Source organism: Vibrio sp. zbq_1, from assembly GCF_043102935.1.
In the GTDB taxonomy this organism is placed as follows: domain Bacteria; phylum Pseudomonadota; class Gammaproteobacteria; order Enterobacterales; family Vibrionaceae; genus Vibrio; species Vibrio parahaemolyticus.
In genome coordinates this window covers 1,026,386-1,049,285 of record NZ_JBICJH010000004.1, presented here as the reverse complement: position 1 = coordinate 1,049,285, position 22,900 = coordinate 1,026,386, and the positions used below count along the sequence as shown (strand labels likewise).

Sequence of the window (22,900 nt, the reverse complement as noted above, 5' to 3'; positions counted from 1 at the left end):
TTAAGGAAAAATAGTAGAGCCTTACTGGATCTGTCAGTAGGGCTCTAATTGTTTTCCAAGGAAGTATACTAGCGACGTGTCGGACGGCCACTAGATGAGCGTTTTTTAAATGAGGATGCTGCTTTCGCTTGTGAATTGAGAATAGAATCAACGGTTAGCGGCATTGGCTCTTTAGGCTCAAGACCGTGAGGGAAAGTACGGGCTCGTGGTGGCAAATTGTATTCTTCTTCACTCGCGCGTGGCATGCGCTTAAAGCGATAAAGATAAAAGTTTTCTAATTTTTCTCTCGCCCATTCAGTTTTCTTTAAATACTTCACGCTACTTGCAATCGAAGGCTTGGTATTAAAGCAATTAAAACGCATGGCTGTATCTAGAATGTCCCAGCCATAAAAATCTACCAACTCTTGCAACATAGTCTCTAGCTTTAACCCATGCAGTGGGTTGTTTTGTTGCAGTTCGATTCTTTCTTCGTCAGTCATCATTTTAGGGGCCTTACTCATCAAAGGGCGGAGTTTAGCAAAGTATACATTACAGAGATATCTATAGTTAGGCGGCGATGGTTTGAATAGAAACGCCAGAAGGCCTAGGCAGCGTAGTTAAGCCACTAAAGCAAAGGTAAATTGAGAGAAAACTACAAAGCCACCTTGTTTTAGGTGGCGTTGCTTTTGTCTGCGCGTTGCGATTAAACGTAACTCAGCTCAGTGGCTGCCAGTTAGATAAGCGACTCAATGCCGTATTTTGCACCGTAGTTTTCAACCACAAAATCGATGTCTTTGTCGCCTCGACCTGAAAGGTTGACAAGAATCGAACCTGTTTCACCTTGTTGTGCCAGTTTGATTGCGTATGCGACTGCGTGGGAAGATTCGATAGCAGGAATAATTCCTTCTTCGCGAGACAACTCAAAGAAGGCGTCTATCGCTTCGTCATCGTTGATTGAACCATAGTTCACGCGTCCGATGTCTTTTAAATAACTGTGCTGTGGGCCTACCGATGGGTAATCCAAGCCACTGGCGACGGAGTGTACCTCTTGTGGTTCGCCTTGTTCATCTTTAAGCATGTAAGACTTAAATCCGTGCATGATGCCTGGCTCGCCAAGCGTTAAGGTAGCTGCGTGTTCACCCACTTTGTCCAAAGATCGTCCAGCAGGCTCGACGCCGTGGATCGCGACGTTTTCATCTTCTAAAAATGCGCTAAACAACCCCATGGCATTTGAGCCGCCACCCACACACGCGACAAGATTGTTCGGCAATTTTCCCGTCATTTCTTTGAACTGAACTCGCGCTTCGTTCCCGATGATGGATTGGAAATCGCGAACCATTTTAGGGAAAGGGTGAGGGCCAACCACGGAACCAATGGCATAAAGCTGAGTTTCTGGATCTTTTAGGTACGCTTCAAAGGCAGCATCAACGGCTTCTTTCAGCGTTTTACGTCCGTGCGTGGCAGGAATCACGTTAGCACCAAGGATTCTCATACGGACAACGTTCGGATGCTCTTTGGCGATATCGACTTCGCCCATGTAAATGTCACATTCTAATCCAACCAAAGCGGCAGCAGTCGCCAATGCCACGCCATGCTGGCCAGCACCAGTTTCCGCAATCAGCTTCTTTTTGCCCATTTTCTTCGCAAGGATGGCTTCACCTAAACAATGGTTAATTTTGTGAGCGCCAGTATGGTTCAAGTCTTCTCGCTTTAGATAAATGTCGGCACCGTATTTCTTAGATAGATTCGCGGCATGAAAAATAGGGCTAGGTCGACCGACAAAGTGTTTATAAAGGCGAGCTAACTCGTCTTTGAACTCTGGATCTTGGCAACATTCTTCGTAAGCGGCGTTAATGTCTCGCATGATTTGCTCAAGCTCTGGCGGAACAAAGCTGCCACCATATTCGCCAAAATATCCTTCATTGTTGGGCATGTTGTGGTCGAAAGAATTTTTCATTAGTTACGTCCTAGTAAATGAGAGTATTGATACTTTTATACCCAAATTCACAAATAGGTTGTGTGAGCAGTTGCTTAAATCGTGATGCTGCTATCATGAACTAGTTAAATAGTACGAGATTGATCTTGTCTGGAGGAAAATGTGAGTAAGAGGAACAAAAAAGGTCCCGAAAGACTCTAGGCTGTCACAAGGGTCTTTCGGGACAAACAGAGTACAAGGAAGTGTACTCTGCGATGGTGTCTGAAAACGAAAGTTAGATTCGCTTCCGTTGGCAGATGTTAGGGATTTCAAGCCATGTTATGTCAGCGAAATGTCACAACTCTCGAATTAACTCAAAAGCTTATTTTTTATTTTTGAACAATGGGTTACGGAGATTTCTTGTTTTTGGGATTGAAGTTATTTAGAGGGTTTTAGTTATAAAAAAAGCTTGCTAAATAACAGCAAGCTTATCTCTTTTTAGCATACGTGGATGCGCAGAAATCAGTGTTTACGTGCTGAGCCGTTTCTAACGATGTCTTTACCGTTGTCGTAAACATGTTGTGAAACCCAACGGCCCAACAAAAGTTGGTGTTTGTCGCCTAAAACTGCAACAAAAGGACGGCCGTCAGTGTTTGTTGTCGCTAGTGCAACGCCAGTTACCCCTTCCAAACCTAATGCACCGCTCTCGACTAAATGCAGAAAAGCTTCTAACTCTTCAAGACTTTCAATGACGTGGTTATCAATGTTCATGGTATTCGATCTCTTTGAACTGCCGATATTTTGTGGTCGCGTACTCTACATAAGTTAGGCACAGAAACCAAGTTCCCGCTGAGTTATGGTCGGTTCTGTGCTGATTCACTTATTGTTGGGGAGCACAGGTTAGAGTGGATTCACACAAAACAATGTGGCTTGGTTGCAAGCCGACTTTATGGTTGGAGAGTGAAAGAGGCGATGCAATAATCGGCGAAACAATTTCTCTTTGAAGGTTGCGATGAAAAAGGTTTTGATTACTGGTTTTGAACCGTTTGGTGGTGATGCAATAAATCCGGCGTTGGAGGCTGTGAAAAGGCTAGAGGAAACAAGTCTTGACGGTGGCATCATTGTTACTTGTCAGGTGCCTGTGACGCGTTTTGAGTCCATCAGTGCTGTGATTGATGCGATTGAAGCGCATCAACCAGATTGTGTTATTACCGTTGGTCAGGCCGCGGGTAGAGCGGCAATAACGCCCGAACGCGTTGCAATTAATGTGGATGACTTCCGAATTCCAGACAACGGTGGCAATCAGCCAATCGATGAGCCCATCATCGAACAAGGCCCGGATGCGTATTTTTCGTCTTTGCCAATCAAGCGTATTGCTCAAATGTTGCATGAGAGTGGCATCCCTTGTCAGGTTTCTAATAGCGCGGGGACGTTTGTGTGCAACCATCTGTTTTATGGAGTACAGCATTATCTGAGGGACAAATCGATTCGGCATGGATTTGTGCATATTCCGTTGTTGCCAGAACAAGCGACGGATGGCAGCCACCCGTCAATGAGCCTCGATATGATCGTGGCTGGCCTAAAGTTGGTGGCACAAGTTGTCATTGAACACGAAAGCGATGTTGTGGTGAGTGGTGGACAAATTTGTTAGTAAGCTACTGAAATAACTAATAAGTTACTAAGCATATGTTCTGTCAAATGTTAACTTGTTCAAATTTTGCTTACTTCGAAAGGAGTAGCATTAGAGTGTCGGATTGAAGGTGTAAGACTTTCGTTCGGTGCCCTTGTCACAGGAGGTGTCAGGGGCTTACTCTCAAAAAAGGCGAGTTATCATGAAAAGCAACAAAAGTAAGGCTATTGCACTTATCTCTGTCGTTGTTTTCGCTTTGGCTATCGCTGCGCTTAAATTCGAAAACACGCTCGGAATCCTTCCAATCTTAGTCGCGATTATCGCATTCTTTACCTGTGTCATTCACACCAGTATGTACCTGTCGAATGTGAAACGTGCAGAGGTGGTAAGTCATTCTGACTATTCTCAAAACTCAAACCGTCACACATTAAATCAAGACATAAGCGAGCGTGATAAAAAGCGTTGAAGCAAGTCACATTCTCCGTATACTTTGCCCCAGCACTAATGCACGACTGTGTCGGAGAAAAACATGTCAAATCGAGTACCTACCAACATACTGACCGGATTTTTGGGTGTCGGTAAAACGACCACGATTTTAAATCTTTTAAAGAACAAACCTGAAAATGAAAATTGGGCGGTGTTGGTCAATGAGTTTGGTGAGATTGGCATCGATGGTGCATTAATGACCGACCAAGGTGCGTTGATTAAAGAAGTGCCGGGCGGTTGCATGTGTTGTACCGCAGGCGTTCCTATGTCTGTTGGTATTACGGCATTATTGCGCCAAAAACCAGATCGTTTGTTGATTGAACCAACAGGCCTTGGTCATCCAAAACAAGTGATTGCGACGCTGACATCAGAGCAATATCTGCCATACGTTGATCTAAAGGCGACCATCGCGTTAGTCGACCCTCGTAACTTGAGCGATGAAAAATACACGTCTAATCAAAACTTTGTTGATCAGCTAGACAGTGCCGATGTGGTGATTGGCAGCAAAGTCGATCTCTGTTCAAGCCATGATATTGATGTGTTCAACGATTGGGTTACCGATCAAACGCCAGCTAAAGTGTTCAGTAAGTTGATTCACAACGGCGAGCTGCCGATTGAAGTTCTGGATATTGAACGCGTACACGGCAGTGCTTCTTCTCATATCGAAGCGCATCACCATGAGCATGCACACCAAGAGCCTCAGTTTCAGTTACCACCGGGTGAAGCTTTCATCCGTAAAGAGAACAAAGGGCAGGGCTATTTCAGTTGTGGCTGGCTATTTGGCGCTGAATACAAGTTCGATTTTGATAAGCTGTTCTCGATGTTGTCTGACCTAACTGCCGAACGTGTGAAAGCGGTAGTCAACACCAATCAAGGGTGTTACGCATTTAACGTGGCAAATCGCGTGGTATCGGTCAACGAAATCAGCTTAGAAGGGTTTGAATCACGACTTGAAGTGATTGATTCTCAGCTTCTTCCTTGGGATGAACTAGAGCAAATATTACTGCAACTTGCGGGTGTCGAAGGATAGGGAATTCGCCATTCTTCGCGCAAATATTGGAATGAAACGGTGAATCGACTGCATGGCAGGGTTCACCGTTTTTTCTTTTATCGAGTTTCAGTGAGAAAAGTGAGATAAATCACTCAAATTCGGGTATAGTGCACGGCTAAATTTTTAAAGCTATTTTAAGTGGTTTGTTTAAGGAATACGCTCAATGTCATTTTCATCTCAAGGTTTTGCGCCAGAAGTGGTTAAAGCACTGGCAGAATGCGGTTATGAAAAGTTAACGCCAATTCAACAGAAGGCGATTCCAATGGCTCGTAAAGGCCATGATATTTTCGCTACAGCACAAACAGGTACTGGTAAAACTGCAGCGTTTTCATTGCCTATGATTCAACAGCTGCTAGACAGCGGTCGTACTGCTTCTCGTAAAACCGCCCGTGCACTTATCTTGGCACCAACGCGTGAACTGGCAGAGCAGATTGCTGACAACATTAAAGCGTACACTAAGTACACAGACCTATCGGTTGTGGCTGTATTTGGTGGTCGTAAAATGTCTTCACAAGTTTCTGCTTTAGAAAACGGCGTCGATATTCTGGTTGCAACGCCAGGCCGCTTGGAAGAGCACATCGAACAAGGCAACGTTTCTGTTGCGAACCTTGAGTTCCTTGTTTTTGATGAAGCTGACCGTATTCTGGATATGGGCTTTATTCACGCTGTTCGTAAGATCATGTTGGACGTTGATACTGATCCGCAAATCATGATGTTCTCGGCAACGACTTCAAGCCAGCTAAATCTGTTAGCGAAAGACATTTTGCGTAAACCAAAACGCATCGAAGTAGAGCGTGCAAACACTACCGCGCACACTGTTGCTCACGTACTTTACCCAGTCGATCAAGAACGTAAAACAGAACTGCTTTCTGAACTGATCGGTCGCAAAAACTGGCAACAAGTTTTGGTGTTTGTAAACTACAAAGAAACCGCAAATGATGTGGTGAAAGAGCTGAAACTTGACGGCATCAAAGCAGTAGTTTGTCACGGTGACCGTGCTCAGAGTGCTCGTCGTCGTGCGCTAGAAGAGTTCAAAACGGGCAAAGTTCGCGTCATGGTAGCAACGGACGTGGCAGCGCGCGGTTTGGATATTGAAGATCTGCCTCACGTAGTGAACTACGACATGCCTTTCCTTGCTGAAGATTACGTTCACCGAATCGGCCGTACTGGTCGAGCGGGTAAGCAAGGTCATGCGGTTTCGTTCGTAAACCGAGATGAAGAGCTAACGGTTGTTCAAGTAGAAAACCTCATCCAGCAACGCATTCGTCGTATCGAACTTGCGGGTTATGAGCCAAAGCAGCGTGAATCTTACATCGAGAAATTGAACTCGAAACCGGCGTTTAAGAACCGTCAAGGTCGTCGTAATAACCCTAACCAGTCTGCGACAGACCAAGGCTCAGCAGAGCGTCGTCTTGCAATGGTGAAGCGTTTGAAAGCGCGTCGTGGCACGAACTAAACACGGTTAGATAATTACATTCGTTTGTAACGAAAGAGCCCCTCAATTGAGAGGCTCTTTTTATTTGCCGTCTAGTGTTGGTTTAAGATGCTAATTTAAGCCGAGCATATTCGGCTCACCACGATAGATAATGCGATCGTTTCCACGGTGAATACCAAACGTGACTATTGTTGGCGGGTTTTCTTCTTCAGGAGTCGAAGTTTCCCAGTCGTATTTGAGCCAAGGAAGTTGGTTGCCTGAGTGATCTAGATTTAGGCTGAACTGAATTTGTTCTCTTGCCGCGTCAATTTGGCTTGCAATGATGTCGTTGGTTCTGCCAACACTCATCTTAGCAACACCAGATAACTGGGCGTTATTTACCGGTGCGTTCGACCAAATAGGCGTGCTGGTGTAGTACGCACCATTTGCGGTTGTCGAGTTGTCATCGAAGTTTGTAACAAATCTACCGTTTTGCCACACCTCTACGTCCAATGGCACTTTGATCTTCATGCCCTGATTTCCTCCAACATCCTTAAAGTTCAAGCGACCAAAACGAATGTCTGGTTGTTTCGTCAGAATTTCACCGCCATCGAAGAAGTTCACCTCATCAACCACGTGAGTAGTCACTAAGCCAATTTTACTGTCCTTGCTGTTTGCACCGCGGTTGAACGGGCCGTCAGGGTACTGACCTTTAGTTATATCTTTCTCCCAACACGGGCTGTTGTGACACGTTGCATTTGTAGATGCTTTTTCAATCACAAACTGACCGATACTGGCATCGCCGATGCGTTTCCATTCTGCCTTTTGTGGTGCTGGTGGCACAAAACGATCTTGGTATCCGCCAAGCTCTCCTAAGTAAAAATGTTGTTGTAGACTTGGCGCAAAATGGGCGTAGTTTTTTACGTCCTCTTTGTTTGCGTTTAGCGCAACCACATCGTAGGTAACTTTCTCAAACGGTTGATTCATGTATACAAAGCCTTGGTTTTTAGGGTAAGTCCAATCTTGACTTTGCACTTTGAAGTACTTCGGATAGAAACGTCCGATATGGCGATAACCTTCGTTAACCTTCATGCCAAAATATGTACTGCCGAGGTTTGCTTTCACTTTCAAGCTGCCGACTTCTTCCCAATACAATCCGTTAAAAACGAAGCGATGGTTCTTGGCTGATTGGTGTCCTTGAGTTAACGCATAATTACTTTTCAACAGCGTCGAGGTTTGGTTTGCCGTGTCTAAAGGCGAGTGTTGCTCGCTCGACAAAACAACCGATGCTGCTGGTGCGCCATCATGCATAAAGTTGGTCGTGACCAAAGCATCACAATAAGCTGATGAGTCGATAGGATCACTGATAGAACCCCCTTTTTGCCAGATGACGGGTTTCACCGTTAACGAGAAATGTTCGCCAGCGGCAATGAACTTATCACCTTGTTCGGATGTGCCTGAAGGCAAGGTGTTTTGGTTCTCACAGATTGCCAAGGTCCATGGTCGCGAGTACACATTAAACTTGCCTGTTACTTCAACTGTGCCGTCGTCCGGACACTCTGAAAATCCTTTACATTCGAATTGGTCGGATAATGTCACCTCGAACAGTCCGGATTCGTTAGTAATTAAGCCATGTTCCGATAATCCGTCTTTGAACTCAGCAGAATAACTAAAATCACCTTCGCTTCCACCGAGAGGTTTAATTAAAGGGTGAACTACTTTGGGTTTACCATTGTAATTGCTGGCAACGACGGGTTCTCCTGTGGAGGCACAAGCGAGCAGACGTGTATGAACATTTTCTGGTTTACCAGCGATGACGCGAATTTCATTCAGTGTCCGTCTTTCATTTGAATACGCTTCGAACATAAACGGCGTAAACATGAAGTTGACAGTTTGCTCCTTAGCGGAGTCTCCGACCATCGTGAAAGTCAGATAGTAATTGGCGTCTAATGCGATCTTATTGATGTCGTTTGGAACCACACGAACAACGAGCTCACCATTATCGTTAGATTGAAACTGGTTTTCAGTTGAGGTCGGTTTCCCTTTCACTACCTCTAGCGTGAACAAGTCGGGATCAGACAATATTGCCATCACGGGTGCGCTGACTACTTCATCGTTGTTGGTTGTGATCGCTGTGAATTGCGGGAGATCGTCACCGCACATCAACGCCATGTCATCAGATGGTGTCACCGTCAGGCCCAAGTTATCGTTACTTGGAGGCAACATGCTACACTCAGGCGGCGGAGTTGCGGTGCTCGGACAAATGGAGCTCGAGTAATCACAACGTGATTGGCCAACACCGCAGAACTGAGAATACTTGCCAGTTACACTATAAGGGTGCGAGCTTCCCGGCGTTTGTTGGATTTCGCCGCAAACCTGACTTCCAACACCTTGATTAAAGTTTAATGTCTGGAAGTATTTAATCGCAGTATCTTTCGCGTAGAACGAACCGTTCAGTGCGGCAGATGCACCTTTGGACTCTGTCGTGCCGTAAATCGCCATATCATCAATAAGCAGAGAACTGTGCGCCACAATATCACCGACGACGAAATGTTGTTGGAAAGGGTGATTCGTCTTGAGATGCAATTGATGGCCTTTTGATTCAATGGTGCCACAAACGTTAGCATTGAATATATCGGTCGTACTGTGAGTCAAAATTTTACCAATAATGGTGTTGTACTTACCGTCAATATGAAGCGTCGACCCCGTTAGCACTATATCCCCATCGATGAGAACATTATGCAGTTTTGTTGGGTAGGCCGACAGAAGGTCACCATAAATAACAGTGTGTTTGTTTTGGTAATCTTCAATGCTAGAAGCTTGCTCATTGTTAACCTTCAACTCGACTGAAAGCGAGCGAAGTGAGATGCGTTTATTGGGCTCACCAATTCGGTTATTGCCCTCTAAAACAATGCCGTGATGAGCTTCTAGTATGACTTCGTTCTCAGGTGAAGAGGAGATGATGGAATCACCAGCGGGTAATACGATCTTGCCATGGCAAAAAAAGGTAGTGTCTGTTCTTTGAATATCAAAAGAACTATGAGTTGAGCATATTTGGTTTAGCTCAGAAGGTTTCGCAACGTCATAAACCGTTGCTTGTGCTGTTAACGGCATCAACATGGCCGTAGCAATAACGCAGTAAAGACGCATCATTAAGTATCCTAAATCTCGTGGAACTGAATGACATCAAGCGAGAGAAAATAAGTGTCTCAGAAAAATAGCGGCTAAATATTATTAGAAGAACCGCTTAGTTATTGAACTATGGGGATTTTTATTTCGTATGTCATACCATAGTGATGTAAGGATATTAGAACTTAGATGGGTTGTTTGTTCAATAGATAAATGTGACATAAGTCGCATTGATGGTGTAAGTATTTGTTAGTAAATGATAATAAAAGGTGAGGCTCTGCCAGAATAAGGCTAAGTGATGGCCTTATTCTGTACAATTATTCGCTACGCCGCGTGGTCGAGCAGGGGAGCCATCTGATACAACTCCTCAAGAATGGCTTTGGTTTGTCGTGAATACACCAATCGGTCACGGTCGCCTACAAGTTGAATCGCTTTTACCTTACCAGATACCAAACACAGCCTTAATGTTCTTAGTACCATTTGAATATCCAGCGATGGCGTACCTTCAAGATTGTTTTTCGTTGATAGTGAACCCAAATCTATCGTCACAATGATTTGGTCACAGTGATCCAAATAATTGCTGATTTGCTGCTTTACATGGTTGCGATGTCTGAACGTAAACTCACGATCCGTTACCCAATCACAGCCTTGATCTTCGGCGTATTCCAAGGTTTCTTGTTTCGTGTCTTGCTCGCTTACGCCAGCAAAAAATAGTCGCACATTTTGATAGCGAGAAAGGGCAAAGTGAAACGCTGAACCCATGCGAGGTTCAAGCGTCGGCTTTAGGCTCATCTTATGGCCGATATTCACAATGCCCACTTCATCGCGGTACGACACAACGACAGGAAGCATCGATAAAATGGCTTCCGTGCAGTTAGAAACCAACACAGGGATTGAGTGGCGAGAAAGCGATAGGCTCAATGCTTCCTGAAATTCACCACTCTCTAATTTTGAGTGAGAAAAATGACCGAAATTCGCTGCTGTCGCGTGATCATGTTGTTGATACAACCATTCGCTCGCGTTTTCCAAACTTTGGTCTGCTAATTCAAACGCACCTTTAGACATAGGGGCTAAGTGTTCGCAAACCGTCATAAAAGAAAAAGGATAATGATGCGGCTGCTTTGGTGTGTGATGAAACTTATAGCGTTTGAAAAAGCTTAACATGTTGAATTACCTTTCTGGTGGTAGTGCCCTTGCCGCCTGCAACACATGCAAAATAATGCGCTGCTTATCCTTTTCTACTCGGTGTGCCGGAGCCATAACCGAAACTGCGCCAACCAGCTTACTTCCTTTCATGACTGGCGCACTGATACCAGAAACACCAGGGTCAATCTCGGAGGTACTTACGGCATAGCCGTTCTTTCGGATTGTGGCGAGCTCTTCTTCCCATTCGTCTAAGCGATGATCTTGGCTAAAGTAACGTAAGATCTTTTCGCAACGACTTTGAGGCATAAAAGCCAGCATCACTTTAGATGAGGCGCCACGAAGCAGGGGTTGACTTTGACCCTGGACGAAGCTGCATCGTAGCGCCTGCATACTTTCTTTTTGTCTGACACAAAGCGCTCGATAACCCGATGGCACCATGTACGCCGCCATTTCCCCCGTTTGCTGTACCAAGCGCGCCAAGATGGTTTCAACCATATCAAGGCCGTGCTGAGCGGTTTCATAGCTGTGCATCAACAGTAAGGCTGCTGGTCCAACAACAAACGTCTTGTCGTGCACACTTTCTTCAATCAAGTTCCATTCTTTCAGCAGTTTTAGATGTCGATACAAACTGCTTAATGGAACGTTCAATTGTTCGCTGAGTGTTTTCGCAGAGACTGGGAATTGGCTTACCGCAACTTGCATTAATAATTGCAGTGCCTTTTCGTTTACCTGATTAGCGTTGGCTTTGTTTAATGTCATGAGAGAGTTGTAACGTGTTAAAAGATATAGGACAAATATAATTCTTAATCACTGAGAAAAGAAAAATAATTTTTATGAGTAATTCTCACTTAATGAGAAAATGGCAGTGAGCGGTTAAATATTGAAGAAAACTTGAAAAGTGGATGTCTCACCTTTGAGTCTCCTGCCACTAAACTGGAACTTAAACAATTAAGATTTTGTTTTATTTGCGAGAGTAGGAGGTGTCTCGCATACTCAATAAATCTAATGAATAATATTGTAAACGTGAGTTGCTGGTGGGTATCGTTTTCTCGATACCATCTGAGTCAATCGGTTTATAAAAGGTCGCTTTTATATGCTGAATAAAATGCTTCTTAAGAAAGCTGCTATCTTTTTTCTGCCACTTCCTTTGGTATTTGCGGAGGTTTTTTATTTGGCACACGAGAGTGTGCAAAGTAACCTCGATCACTTGCTCGAAAAGAACATACAAATCGCGGATGAAATTCTCTTTCAAATTGAGACTGAAAACCGAACTGCGCTTATTCATCCAGAACGGTGTGAGCAGTTGCAGCAAAACTTGATGTTTGAGCGAGACATCGATGAAATGCTCATTGTAAAAGGTGATGAGATCATTTGCTCATCGAAGCTTGGACACTTATCCAAACCGCTTTCTGAATACTTAACCTTCACGCCCAATCATGCCTTAACCTTCGGCCAGAGAAACGGCCTAGATGAGCCATTACTGCTAGTGGTGACACAAGGGCAGCAGACATATAAAGCCATCACCATCATTGATAGAGACTACTTTGGCGCGACAATTGGATTTAACAACGATTTACGCCTCAAGCGGTCAGCTTTGTTTATTCATGACGACGTGGTGCCCGCTGGCGCATCCAGAAAAGGTACAAACCCGATTGCTTTTAATGAATCTAAGGTGTTTGAATACCAAGCACTCGCTGAAGCTAGCGACTTGTTTGTCGAGCAAAAATTGATTTCTTACATCATCTATTCAGTGCCTATTATCGCGATGATTTATCTTTGCTTATACGCGTTAAACAAGTTTGTCGATCCGCAAAGAAACCTTTTAGCAGAACTAAAAAAAGCACTGAAAAAAAACGAGTTAACCTTGTATTACCAGCCTCAAATTGATGTTGAAAGCGGACGCGTGTTTGGTTACGAAGCGCTTATACGCTGGGAGCATCAACAAAAAGGTTTTATTGCTCCAGATGAATTTGTTCCTGCGGCAGAACAGAACGGGTTAGTATCGTTGCTGACTGACTACGTTTTAGAAAAAGCTGCGGACGATTTCTCCAAACTGACGTTTACTCATCCGGTGCATCTTGGTGTTAATGTGCCTCCTGGCTACCTTGTCGGTTCTCATGTAATAAGAAAACTGCAACTCATCCACAGGAAGCTAAGTGAGAACAATGTGTCGCTCGGCATCGAAATTACGGAGCGTCAGTTGATCAATGGGGAAGCAAGGAAGCATATTGCAGCGCTGCGCGTGCACGGAATTGATGTACTGATTGACGACTTTGGAACTGGCCAAACGTCGTTAGCATTTTTGCAGCACATGAAAATTGATTATTTGAAGATCGACAAGTGTTTTGTTGAAACCATAGGCATTCAAAGTGTGAGTGCATCCGTATTGAATGCCATCGTTCATTTTGCGGACGAGCTGCAAGTGAAGTTGATTGCCGAAGGCGTCGAAACGCCGGCGCAAGCAGAGCATTTGAAAAATATGGGAGTGCAATACCATCAAGGCTACCTGTATTCCAAACCTTTACCATATTCCCTGCTTGCGCAGCAGCCGATTTCCTAGCTCTTGTTACGCATTACCAGTGATGAATTTGAGCGCGATAACACTGCGCTTCGTCATCGAAGACAAACTCAAGATCGTTTTTGATGCTCTCAAGGCTGTCTTCTTGGTAATGGGAGACGTAAAGCAATTGGCTGAGATTTTCACGTGCAATCAGTTCCAACGTGTTTTTTACCAAGCGTCGTCCTAAAAAGTCGAGACCTTGATAAGGCTCATCCAAAATGAGTAGCGTTGGCTGCTTCACTATAGCGCGCGCGATCAACAGCAAACGTTGCTGACCGTATTCCAACTGTTTGAAAGACGTCTTTTCGTAGTGACGCATGTGTAAGATATCAAGCCACTCTTTAGCTACGTCAATCTCTTTACGCGAAGGCTGATTATACAAGCCAATCGAGTCGTAGAACCCAGACAGAATGACCTCTAACGCGCTGCAATTCACTCGGTATTGAAGATGCAGTGCAGAGGAGACCATGCCAATATGCTGTTTTATCTCCCAGATGCTTTCGCCAGAGCCTCGTTTCTTGCCGAAGATGTGGATGTCGTTACTGTAGCATTGTGGATGATCGCCAAATATCAGCCCCAATAACGTACTTTTACCACAGCCGTTTGGCCCTTTAACTTGCCAGTGTTGTCCTTTATCTATGCGCCAATTCAGGTCAGTGAAAATACGTTTTTCAGTGTATTCAACTTGGCCATTTTTTAGTTCGAAAATAGGATCATCGAAGTGTGTAGAGTGTTGGTGACGTCGTATCAACCCCATCATCTCTTCGCTTTGTTTTTGGGATTGTGACTTGATTTGTTCGATTATCGGGTGGTTGTCCCAACTTTCTTTATTCATTGTGCTGTCAAGACTGCCGGCATTAAATAGCGCCACATGATCTATCCATTCTGGCATGTCGGACTCGCGAGAAAACGTAATCAACATCTGGACGGATTGCGAAAGCGAGTGCAAATAGGTTGCGAGTGAAGCGCGGTGGGCAACATCTAGACCGACAAAAGGATTATCCAGAAGCACAAGGTCAGGTTGGGTTGCCAACGCTCTAGCGAGCATGACTCGTCTGGTCTCGCCAGTCGATAAAACACGAAAACCGCTCTGTTTTAAATGGTGAAGGTCGAGCTCCTCAAGCAGTCTTTCCGTTGTTGCTGCATCTTGGCAGCACTCAAAAATCAAAGCATAAACGGTACTGCCTTGGTCGATACGATCGAGAAAATCGGTGTCGTCCTTTTCTAGCTCACGTTCAAGTAGTCGTTGTTGCTCTGAAAGCGATACTTGCGCGACTTTCAATTCACCAAGATCTAACGTCCCTTGTGTGGGTTTCAGTTCGCCACAAAGCAGATCGCCTAGCAGGGAGCCGATGTCGCCTTCTGCACTGAAGATGCCCCAAGAGTCATTGTTATCGATTGTCCATTCATTAATGGAAAGTGTGGTGGTATGTCCTTGTACAGCAAGCTGACTAAAGCGAATAGCCATTGTGTTTGTCTTCCTTGTTATTGTTGTATTGGACTAGTTATAACAACTAACCAAGGGCCTAAGGAAGGGGATATCAGTATTAATTTTAACCAAAGTAGAGATTGTTACGACCAGAAATGAAAGACTTATGTAACGAATCTTCTGTTGAATAAGTCGCGGGAATATTTCCATATAGTCATCATTATGCGTATGGATATTATGCTGCTACACTCATATGTGGCACTTATTTATTAAATGTAAGGATGCATGTATATGAGTGAAAAGGAATACGATTATCCTGCGAGCTACAGTCTCGTTTCCATAACCGACCCATCAAGTTACATCAAATATGCCAGTGCGCATTTTAATGAAGTTGCTGGCTTTGAAGAAGGAGCGTTGATAGGAAAACCACATAACGTTGTTCGCCATCCAGATATGCCTAAACAGGCGTTTAAAGACCTCTGGTCTCATCTCAAAGCTGGGAAACATTGGATGGGAATGGTGAAAAACAGACGAAAAAATGGAGGATATTACTGGGTGGATGCGTTTGCATCGCCAATCAAATACAACGGTGAAATTGTTGAATACCAATCTGTCCGTTTTAAACCAGAACGTATTTATGTCAAACGCGCAGAGAAAGCTTACGCGAAACTGCGAAATGATAAAAAACCGCTTCAACTTTACCTACCTCGAACACGTCTTTGGATGAGAGCTGCCTTTTTCCTTTTTATTTCGAACTTTTTGGGCTTGTTACTTCTAGAGATGAATCAATCACCAATGGTGGCTTTCAGCGCAGCAGCGTTACTTTCGGCATTATCCATTTACATGTTGACCAGACCAATTGAGAAGCTGGCTAAACAAGCAAGGCAGGATTTCAATAACCCGTTGATGGAATACATATACTGCGGGAAAGTGAATGATCTTGCAGAAATCGAACTGGCTATGAAAATGAGGAAGCAGTTCGCGAACGCCTTGTTAGGCAGAGTAGGAGTTTCGGTAAAAGATTCCTGTGAAGAGACGAAAACGAATGCCGATAGCGCGGCGGATAACAGTGAGCGCGTTACTGAAAACCTAAGCGCGCAAAAAATCGAAATTGATTCTGTTGCAACCGCAGTGAATGAGATGCAAGCATCGTCTTCCGAGATATCTCATAATGCTCAAGCAACCGCAGATGCGACGCTGAAAGCGCAAAACACCATGACTGATAGCCGCAATGTTATCGATAACGTTAACCATTCCGTTCTCGACCTTGTTGGCGAGTTGGGTGAGATTTCGAAAGTAGTGATGCGTTTGAATCAACAAACGGATCAAATAGGGACGGTTATTGAGGTGATTAATGGCATTGCCGAACAAACCAATCTTCTGGCATTGAATGCTGCGATAGAAGCGGCAAGGGCAGGCGAGCAAGGTCGTGGTTTTGCGGTAGTCGCGGATGAAGTGAGAACGCTTGCCAAACGAACTCAAGAGTCCACAACAGAGATCAAATCTGCGATTGAGAGCATTCAACATGGCAGTAAGTCTGCGGTTTCTGCGTTGGAGAAAGGCAACGAGATGTCTACAGGGACGGTGACTTTGCTTGGAACGGCGCTTGAGAGCATTCAGCAACTAGAGTCGTTGATCCAAGATGTTGTAGAAAGAAATCAACAGATAGCCGTCGCCATCGAAGAGCAGGTCTACGTCACGGATGAAATCAATGAGAACATCCAATCGCTCAATTTGAAATACAGCGAGTCGTATGATCTGATGACAGAAACCAACCAGATGAACAGCAGAGTGCAAAACTGTACGAATGAACTCTCTGACATGATAAAAAAATTCGCATAAGCAGCGGAAGTAAATGGCTTAGTGCTTCTCTAAATAAAGCATAGGGTAGGAGCAAATATGGTTACGCAAAATGCCAACTTTTCCCCGGAGCAACCAAAACATGAAAAAGACGAGCAACAGAATGTAGCAATAGTTGAATTCAATAGCAGTGTGCTCAGCAGGCAATCGACGGATTTTTTGACTCATGAAGAGTTAAAAATGTTGGAAGCCGTGATAGGTATCGCTTTTTAGCTTTTCTCATCAATCGGTTGTATTAAAGCAATGAAAGTGAACAGAAAGCCGTTGATGAACAACGGCTTTTTTGTCAATAAAATCTGTTGAAAAGTAGGGAGGAATCAATTGATTAAATGATACGTTGTTGATCTTCTAATACCCTAGATTTTATCAATGCTCGCATCGCTCCATGCCTTTTACAGTTCACTTTTCGTTGGTGGTATGCGATTTGATATTGAATAAAGCAAGCGCCCAAAGGGGAAGTAAAATGCTTAATATTAAAGGTTTTCCCCCATTTCTTTGCCAAAGATAGCGGAATGACTCCGATGCAGTCGTTTTGAGCTACGTGGGTGAGAATACCCAAATAGTTAGATGCGATAGAATCGATATTGTTTGATTTGACGATCAAGCCCAAATGTTTTTCAAACTCAGTATCAAAACTCCATTTACTGGCAAGTACGCAATGTTTTTCGTCGCTTAACATCTCGGTGGAGATGTGATCGTCAATCCTTGGATGACCGTTTCGACATATAACAACACAAGGCTCTCGACAAACGTCTTCCACTATAATTGACGCTTCTCTGCTTTCAATATCCCCCAATAGTAAATCCGCTTCATTGCTGTAAAGCAGAGAGAATAAATGGTTTTCGCTTAATGTTGACTCATGAAAAAAGACATTTTCAAGCTTGGATTGCTGAGCCGGATAGATATTTGAACAGTACACATTGTAGGGAGCAGGTTGGGTGATCACGCTATCGATTACACTCAGCGCTTGTTGTAGTTGAGGTAGCCATTTCTGGGCCGTGCTGGTTAGCTCAATATTTCGCCCTCGTTTCGTAAATAACTTTGTGTTTGTTGTGCGCTCTAGCCGTTTAATGGAAGCACTTATCGCTGGCTGAGTTACACCTAATTTATCCGCCGCTTTCGTATAAGAAAGGCACTCGGTCACCACAATAAATGTATTGATTAAGTTTAGGTCAATGGCTTTGGACATCTTGAACTCGAGTAATGAATTGTTGGGGAAATCAACGGGAGTGAGAAGTGACTCCTGAGCCACTATTAACATAATGACTCAGGAGATTTATCGCTATTGAACGATAGAGGTTGTGACCTGTTCAATTTTTTGATTGAACTCGAATGGTGCTTGGTAGTCTTTACTCACCGCGCCACCTTCATCTTCACCAATACCCACGCCATCGTCGAGCGAGAACAAGCGGCTGTTTGTGTTAGGGATAAGTTTCTTCTCAACAAGCTTATCGTTCACGTAGAGATAAACGTTACCGCCTTTACCTCTGCCAGCTGCGTTACCTTTACCACCTTGGCCGTTCTCGTCGTAACGGAATGCCACTTTAATCTCGTTCTTGCCTTCTTTTAGTTTAGAACCAGAGACTTTAGTGTACTCGTAGGTTAACCAGTTATATTCGAAGGTTGGGACGCCGTTTTTCACATATAACGTCCAACCACCGAAGTTACCGCCTTGCGCGATAATCACACCGTTAGTCTTTGACGCATTGTCTGTTGAAATGTCCGCAATAATATCAAACGATTTATTTTTGATATTTAAGAAGGAGTTTTCAGGGATGCCTCTTGCGCCTTCATAAAGCGTTAGGCTCTTCTTACCAAACAGAGCATCAGGTCGGCCCGCAATTTCTGCGTTCACACGTTCCATTGTGCGATCATCGATAGGGTAGACATGGTTTTTCTCTGCTTCTTTATCGAATAGCTTCTTCAGCTCCTCAAGCTTTTGAGGGTTAGATTTTGCTAAGTCGTTGGCTAAAGAGAAATCTTTCGTTGTGTCGTACAATTCCCATTTATCATCTTGTAGGTCTCTAAACTTAGTTGACCCCTCAGTTAAAGCCCAGTGAGTAACACGCGCTAGCCATCCTTCGTGATAGATGGCACGGTTACCTCCCAGTTCGAAATATTGAGGTTTGTGTCGTGTTTGTGCTTTTGTTTCCTTAAATGTATTAGTGAAGCTCACGCCTGCCATCGGGATTTGCTCAACACCATCGACTTCTTTTGGAACTGGTAAATTGGCGGCTTCTAGTACTGTCGGAGCAATATCTACAACATGAGACCATTGATCGCGCAAAGGCTGGCCTTTGTTATCGATTCCCGCAGGCCAACTCACGACCATACCATTTCGAGTGCCACCAAAGTCTGAAGACATTCCCTTCGTCCAAGTAAATGGAGAGTCACCCGCTACGGCCCAGCCTGAAGCGTAGTGTGGGAAGCTATCTGGCCCGCCTAGCTTATCGATGTTTTCTAGCACGCGGTTAGGATCTTCCGTGATGAGGTTATAGAACGCCAGTGAGTTGAAGCTACCGTTACGGTTGCCTTCTGCGCTCGCACCGTTATCGCCGACAATGTAGAAGATTAAGGTATTATCGAATTCACCATTTTTCTTGAGTGTGTCGATGACTCGACCGATCTCATGGTCAGTGTGTGCTAAGAAGCCTGCATAAACTTCCATTTGGCGTTCGAAGACACGTTTTTCATCAGATGAGAGAGAATCCCAACGAGGCACAAAGTCTGGCATTGGTGGCAAAACCGTATCTTGTGGAATAATGCCTAACTTCTTCTGACGTTCAAACGACTCTTGTCTTAGTTTGTCCCAGCCCATTGAGAACTTGCCTTTGAACTTATCAATCCATTCTCTTGGGGCCTGATGAGGGGCGTGTGCGGCCCCCGGAGCGTAGTAAGCGAAGAACGGTTGGTCAGCATTATAGCTGTGCTGCAGGTTCAACCATTCAATAGTTTGGTCGGTCATATCTGCTGTGAAGTGATAGTTCTTTTTACGTGGCGTTTTAATGCGCGTATTACCGTCAATCAACACGGGTTGGAACTGGTCGGTTTCACCACCGAAGAAGCCGTAGAATTTGTCAAAACCCACTTCAGAAGGCCAAAGCGTTTGGTTACCTGCGGGCCCTGTCTCCCAAGCTGGAATTTCGTGGTTTTTACCAAACATTGCCGTGCTGTAACCGTTATATTTCAAAATTTTTGGTAGGGCAGCGATGTAGTTTGGTCGAACGCTTGTATTGCCAGGGAAGGCCGTCGATGTTTCCGCAATTGAACCCATATTATTTTGGTGATGATTGCGGCCAGTAAGTAAGGCAGTTCGAGTTGCAGAGCTTACGCCGGTTGTATGGAATTGGTTATAGATAAGACCTTGTTTAGCCAACGCGTCAAGTGTTGGCATATCAACTGCACCACCAAAAAGGGATGACTGACTAAAACCGACGTCATCTAACAAGATAACAAGCACGTTAGGTGCATCTTTTGGTGCCGCTATTCGGCGAGTTGGCTCGGGGCGCTGAACATCTCGCACGTCGAGTTGAGTGTAAGTTTGGGGCTCAATGTCAGGAATTGGGAGCTTTGTTCTATCTACCGTTCCTGCCGCAACCAAACACGGAGCGAGTGCTCCGGTGATGGTCACCGTTGTTTTCAAAATATCCATTTATTGATTACCTTTTATTAGAGGGTGTTAGGATTAAAGGGCCGTCTAATGCTTGCATGACATAGCTTGCTGGATAGCCATGAGCTAAGAGCGTCGTCATTGCTTGCAAATACTTTTGTACTGAGCTGAAAAAATAGAAATAACCATCACAAAGGACGTTTTCATGCTCTCCAGTGGCGGAGAGATAGCGTTGTTTTGGGCAGCCGCCGTTGCAGAGAGACAAGAACTGGCATTGTTTACATCGCATAGATAAGCGGGATTCTTTATTGAACTGAAGTTCGTGATTCAGCGACATCTCGTGCAACGATGTTTCGAATACATTGCCGAGTTTCGATTCCGGGTAGGCGACATGGTCACAGAAATAAACGTCACCATTTGCTTCAACGGCATAAGACGAGCCGCATTTTTTTGCATGAATACAGTTTGGAGAGGGGTTGCCAAGATATTGTGTTAATGCCTGTTCGAAGTTCGAAATGAAGACTTTGCCCACATCTTGAGAAACCCAAAGATGAAATACGTCGGTGAGAAAACGTCCGTATTCTTTGGCATCAACAGACCAAGCGATAGGTTCGTATTTCTGAGGATCTGTATGGTATTTGTCTGTCGAGAAAATCAAATTGCTACCAAAGTGCTGGCCACGAGCTTGCTCTGTTTCTAATGGAGATGATTCGACAAGAGGTGAGAACTGAATATGTTTCACCTTATTCTTTCGGAAAAATGAATAGATAGCCTCAGCATGTTTGCAATACTCTTTGGTCACACATGCCAAAACGTTGTATTCAACGTTCATTTTTTGTAGAAGCTTTAATGCAGAAAAGCTTTCTTTAAAAGCACTTTTTCCTTGTTTGGTTCGGTATTTTTCTTGAAGCCACTCAGGCCCATCTAAACTTAATCCAACCAAGAAGTTATTTTCTCGAAAAAATCGGCACCAATCACTGTTTAATTTAGAACCATTGGTTTGAATTGTGTTCTTTATTAATTTTCCGTTAGCGTATTGTTTTTGAAACTCAACAGCCTTTTCAAAAAAATCAATGCCTATCAATGTAGGTTCTCCACCGTGCCATGCGAACTCGACAATAGGCGTATCTTGGCTAGAAATATAATTTTTAATATAAGTCTCTAGCGTTTCTATATTCATTGATTTTTTAGATTTTAAGAGCAGGTCCTTCTCTAAATAAAAACAATATTGACATTCATAGTTGCATTTTGAGCCAACAACTTTCACTGTAGTATGTAAACCAGCCATAAGGGATTCTTCTACTCCAACCAAGATGGAACTAGTTTAATTAATATGTTCTTGTCCACAATTGATAATAGTGATACTTGATACTTATCAAAATTGATATTATGTTTTTAGGGAGTGTTGCGAGAGAGTTTAGACATGATATTTAACTATAACTTACTGAAACCGTTGGTGTTACTGTTGGAAACAAAAAGTATCACAGCAACAGCAAACCAAATGTCGACAAGTGCTTCTGCGGTGAGCCGAACTCTAAGAAGCTTAAGGGAAATATTTCAGGATGAATTACTTACCAGAAAAAACGGCAGGATGGAGCTAACGCCAAAAGCAATCTCCATACGTGCCAAACTCAATAATATTATTCATGATATTGATGAATTAACTGAGGATATGTCTTTTGATCCATCGACCTCAGATATAAAAATCAATATAGCGATGAATAGCTACATCGCATATTGGCTAGCCCCAGAAATAATTCAATATTTTTCAGAGAACGCGCCGAATATAGAATTAACCATTGAAGATTGGAATGAGTTAACGCCAGATCGAATTAATAATCAGCTCGTTCATTTTGGAATTCATTATTTTCCATTAAATTTAAATAAAAACTTAGTCCAAAGAAAAGTCGGAAAAGATATGTCGGTTATGGTCTGTAGAAAAGATCATCCAATTAATAACGAGTCAATATCCTTGGAGACAATCGCGTCTTATCCTCTGGCTATCCACTTGCAAAAGCATTGGAATGAGCGGCAAGATAAACTCTCAAGATTGCTGTTGAGTCACGGTATCGATTTCAAAGTAAAACTTAAAACGACGCATATCAATGTCATTATTAATGCCGTTGAGACGACAGACTTATTGTTTCCTTGTTCAATCTACATTGCAGAACAGTTGGGTGAAAAATTTAGCTACATTACTTCGAGCGATGAGGTGTTTCTGCCGCTGCAAGAAAAAGAGTTTGGCTTTATATACGACAAGGCCTACAAAAACGATCCTATGATTGTGTGGTTACACAGTACCATTTCTAAGCTGATGAATGACTTTCTAGATGTGTATAACAAGAAGTTTGACAGTAGATACGAAAAAAGCCGTTGATTATCAACGGCTTTTTTCTAAAAGTGGCGGAGAGATAGGGATTTGAACCCTAGATACGCTATTAACGTATGCCGGTTTTCAAGACCGGTGCTTTCAACCACTCAGCCATCTCTCCGTTGCGGGACGTATAATAGGGAGTGGAGTAGTCGTTGTAAAGCACTGAATTACAATTGAAGTGCCGTTTGATGATTTTCTAGACGCCGATGCAATAGTGACCAACACTGAAAGTGAGTAAAAACAACGCGAAATAAGCCTAAATGTAGAGTTTTTACTTTATCCTAGAGCTAATCAATAAAATGGTGTTTTATTGTTAT

General features: G+C 43.7%; 18 protein-coding genes and 1 tRNA gene. 8 read left to right on the top strand and 11 right to left on the bottom strand.

Annotated features, from left to right (window positions below):
• Window positions 1-68 precede the first annotated feature (68 nt).
• From ACF8CV_RS05010 to ACF8CV_RS05000, 3 genes are all read right to left on the bottom strand, one after another.
• On the bottom strand, window positions 69-482 hold the full coding sequence (locus ACF8CV_RS05010; RefSeq protein ID WP_178979042.1) for a VF530 family DNA-binding protein: 414 nt from the start codon (window positions 480-482) through the stop codon (window positions 69-71).
• A gap of 230 nt (window positions 483-712) precedes the next feature.
• The gene (gene trpB, locus ACF8CV_RS05005; RefSeq protein WP_017448076.1) at window positions 713-1,936 is read right to left on the bottom strand and encodes a tryptophan synthase subunit beta; all 1,224 of its coding nucleotides are present in this window, start codon (window positions 1,934-1,936) and stop codon (window positions 713-715) included.
• 480 nt (window positions 1,937-2,416) lie between these two features.
• Window positions 2,417-2,665: a hypothetical protein gene (locus ACF8CV_RS05000; RefSeq protein WP_005462100.1), complete on the bottom strand. Its 249-nt coding sequence runs from the start codon at window positions 2,663-2,665 to the stop codon at window positions 2,417-2,419.
• Window positions 2,666-2,906: 241 nt separating this feature from the next.
• Between ACF8CV_RS05000 and pcp the strand changes: the two genes are divergently transcribed.
• From pcp to ACF8CV_RS04980, 4 genes are all read left to right on the top strand, one after another.
• Window positions 2,907-3,545, top strand: coding sequence for a pyroglutamyl-peptidase I (gene pcp, locus ACF8CV_RS04995; RefSeq protein WP_138937362.1), 639 nt, complete (start codon window positions 2,907-2,909; stop codon window positions 3,543-3,545).
• Between the two features lie 181 nt (window positions 3,546-3,726).
• Window positions 3,727-3,990 (top strand): hypothetical protein, encoded by a 264-nt coding sequence (locus ACF8CV_RS04990; RefSeq protein WP_047725634.1) that lies wholly within the window; start codon window positions 3,727-3,729, stop codon window positions 3,988-3,990.
• Between the two features lie 63 nt (window positions 3,991-4,053).
• Window positions 4,054-5,040 carry a GTP-binding protein gene (locus ACF8CV_RS04985; protein WP_025526409.1) on the top strand — a complete coding sequence of 329 codons (987 nt, stop codon included), beginning with the start codon at window positions 4,054-4,056 and terminating at the stop codon, window positions 5,038-5,040.
• A gap of 184 nt (window positions 5,041-5,224) precedes the next feature.
• A complete protein-coding gene (locus ACF8CV_RS04980; RefSeq protein WP_005482719.1) occupies window positions 5,225-6,517 on the top strand; it encodes a DEAD/DEAH box helicase in 1,293 nt (430 codons plus the stop codon).
• Window positions 6,518-6,607: 90 nt separating this feature from the next.
• Here the strand turns inward: ACF8CV_RS04980 and ACF8CV_RS04975 are convergent, their stop codons facing one another.
• From ACF8CV_RS04975 to ACF8CV_RS04965, 3 genes are all read right to left on the bottom strand, one after another.
• Window positions 6,608-9,628: a DUF6701 domain-containing protein gene (locus ACF8CV_RS04975; RefSeq protein WP_138937361.1), complete on the bottom strand. Its 3,021-nt coding sequence runs from the start codon at window positions 9,626-9,628 to the stop codon at window positions 6,608-6,610.
• A 300-nt stretch (window positions 9,629-9,928) separates the two neighbouring features.
• The gene (locus ACF8CV_RS04970; protein WP_005482584.1) at window positions 9,929-10,768 is read right to left on the bottom strand and encodes an arginase family protein; all 840 of its coding nucleotides are present in this window, start codon (window positions 10,766-10,768) and stop codon (window positions 9,929-9,931) included.
• Between the two features lie 6 nt (window positions 10,769-10,774).
• Entirely contained in the window at window positions 10,775-11,509 is a 735-nt protein-coding gene (locus ACF8CV_RS04965; RefSeq protein ID WP_005482748.1) for an IclR family transcriptional regulator, read from the bottom strand.
• 334 nt (window positions 11,510-11,843) lie between these two features.
• Between ACF8CV_RS04965 and ACF8CV_RS04960 the strand changes: the two genes are divergently transcribed.
• Window positions 11,844-13,310, top strand: coding sequence for an EAL domain-containing protein (locus ACF8CV_RS04960; protein WP_138937360.1), 1,467 nt, complete (start codon window positions 11,844-11,846; stop codon window positions 13,308-13,310).
• 13 nt (window positions 13,311-13,323) lie between these two features.
• Here ACF8CV_RS04960 and modF read toward each other — a convergent pair whose 3' ends face one another.
• On the bottom strand, window positions 13,324-14,778 hold the full coding sequence (modF, locus tag ACF8CV_RS04955; protein ID WP_025505328.1) for a molybdate ABC transporter ATP-binding protein ModF: 1,455 nt from the start codon (window positions 14,776-14,778) through the stop codon (window positions 13,324-13,326).
• Window positions 14,779-15,030: 252 nt separating this feature from the next.
• On the opposite strand from modF, the gene ACF8CV_RS04950 reads away from it, so the two are divergent.
• Together ACF8CV_RS04950 and ACF8CV_RS04945 are read left to right on the top strand one after the other, a co-directional pair.
• A complete protein-coding gene (locus ACF8CV_RS04950; RefSeq protein WP_025505329.1) occupies window positions 15,031-16,581 on the top strand; it encodes a PAS domain-containing methyl-accepting chemotaxis protein in 1,551 nt (516 codons plus the stop codon).
• A gap of 57 nt (window positions 16,582-16,638) precedes the next feature.
• A complete protein-coding gene (locus tag ACF8CV_RS04945; protein ID WP_079741580.1) occupies window positions 16,639-16,812 on the top strand; it encodes a hypothetical protein in 174 nt (57 codons plus the stop codon).
• A gap of 112 nt (window positions 16,813-16,924) precedes the next feature.
• Here the strand turns inward: ACF8CV_RS04945 and ACF8CV_RS04940 are convergent, their stop codons facing one another.
• The 3 genes from ACF8CV_RS04940 to ACF8CV_RS04930 are packed head-to-tail and all read right to left on the bottom strand — an operon-like array spanning window position 16,925 to window position 21,497.
• Window positions 16,925-17,860 (bottom strand): LysR family transcriptional regulator, encoded by a 936-nt coding sequence (locus tag ACF8CV_RS04940; protein ID WP_171055860.1) that lies wholly within the window; start codon window positions 17,858-17,860, stop codon window positions 16,925-16,927.
• Between the two features lie 21 nt (window positions 17,861-17,881).
• Window positions 17,882-20,251, bottom strand: coding sequence for an arylsulfatase (locus tag ACF8CV_RS04935; RefSeq protein ID WP_025794803.1), 2,370 nt, complete (start codon window positions 20,249-20,251; stop codon window positions 17,882-17,884).
• A 7-nt stretch (window positions 20,252-20,258) separates the two neighbouring features.
• The gene (locus tag ACF8CV_RS04930; protein ID WP_171055859.1) at window positions 20,259-21,497 is read right to left on the bottom strand and encodes an anaerobic sulfatase maturase; all 1,239 of its coding nucleotides are present in this window, start codon (window positions 21,495-21,497) and stop codon (window positions 20,259-20,261) included.
• 135 nt (window positions 21,498-21,632) lie between these two features.
• Here ACF8CV_RS04930 and ACF8CV_RS04925 point away from each other — a divergent pair, with 135 nt between their 5' ends.
• Complete coding sequence (locus ACF8CV_RS04925) at window positions 21,633-22,586, top strand: LysR family transcriptional regulator (RefSeq protein ID WP_025542236.1); 954 nt, start codon at window positions 21,633-21,635, stop codon at window positions 22,584-22,586.
• A gap of 24 nt (window positions 22,587-22,610) precedes the next feature.
• On the opposite strand, the gene ACF8CV_RS04920 is transcribed toward ACF8CV_RS04925, so the two are convergent.
• Window positions 22,611-22,701: transfer RNA gene (locus ACF8CV_RS04920), tRNA-Ser, on the bottom strand.
• Window positions 22,702-22,900: the final 199 nt, after the last annotated feature.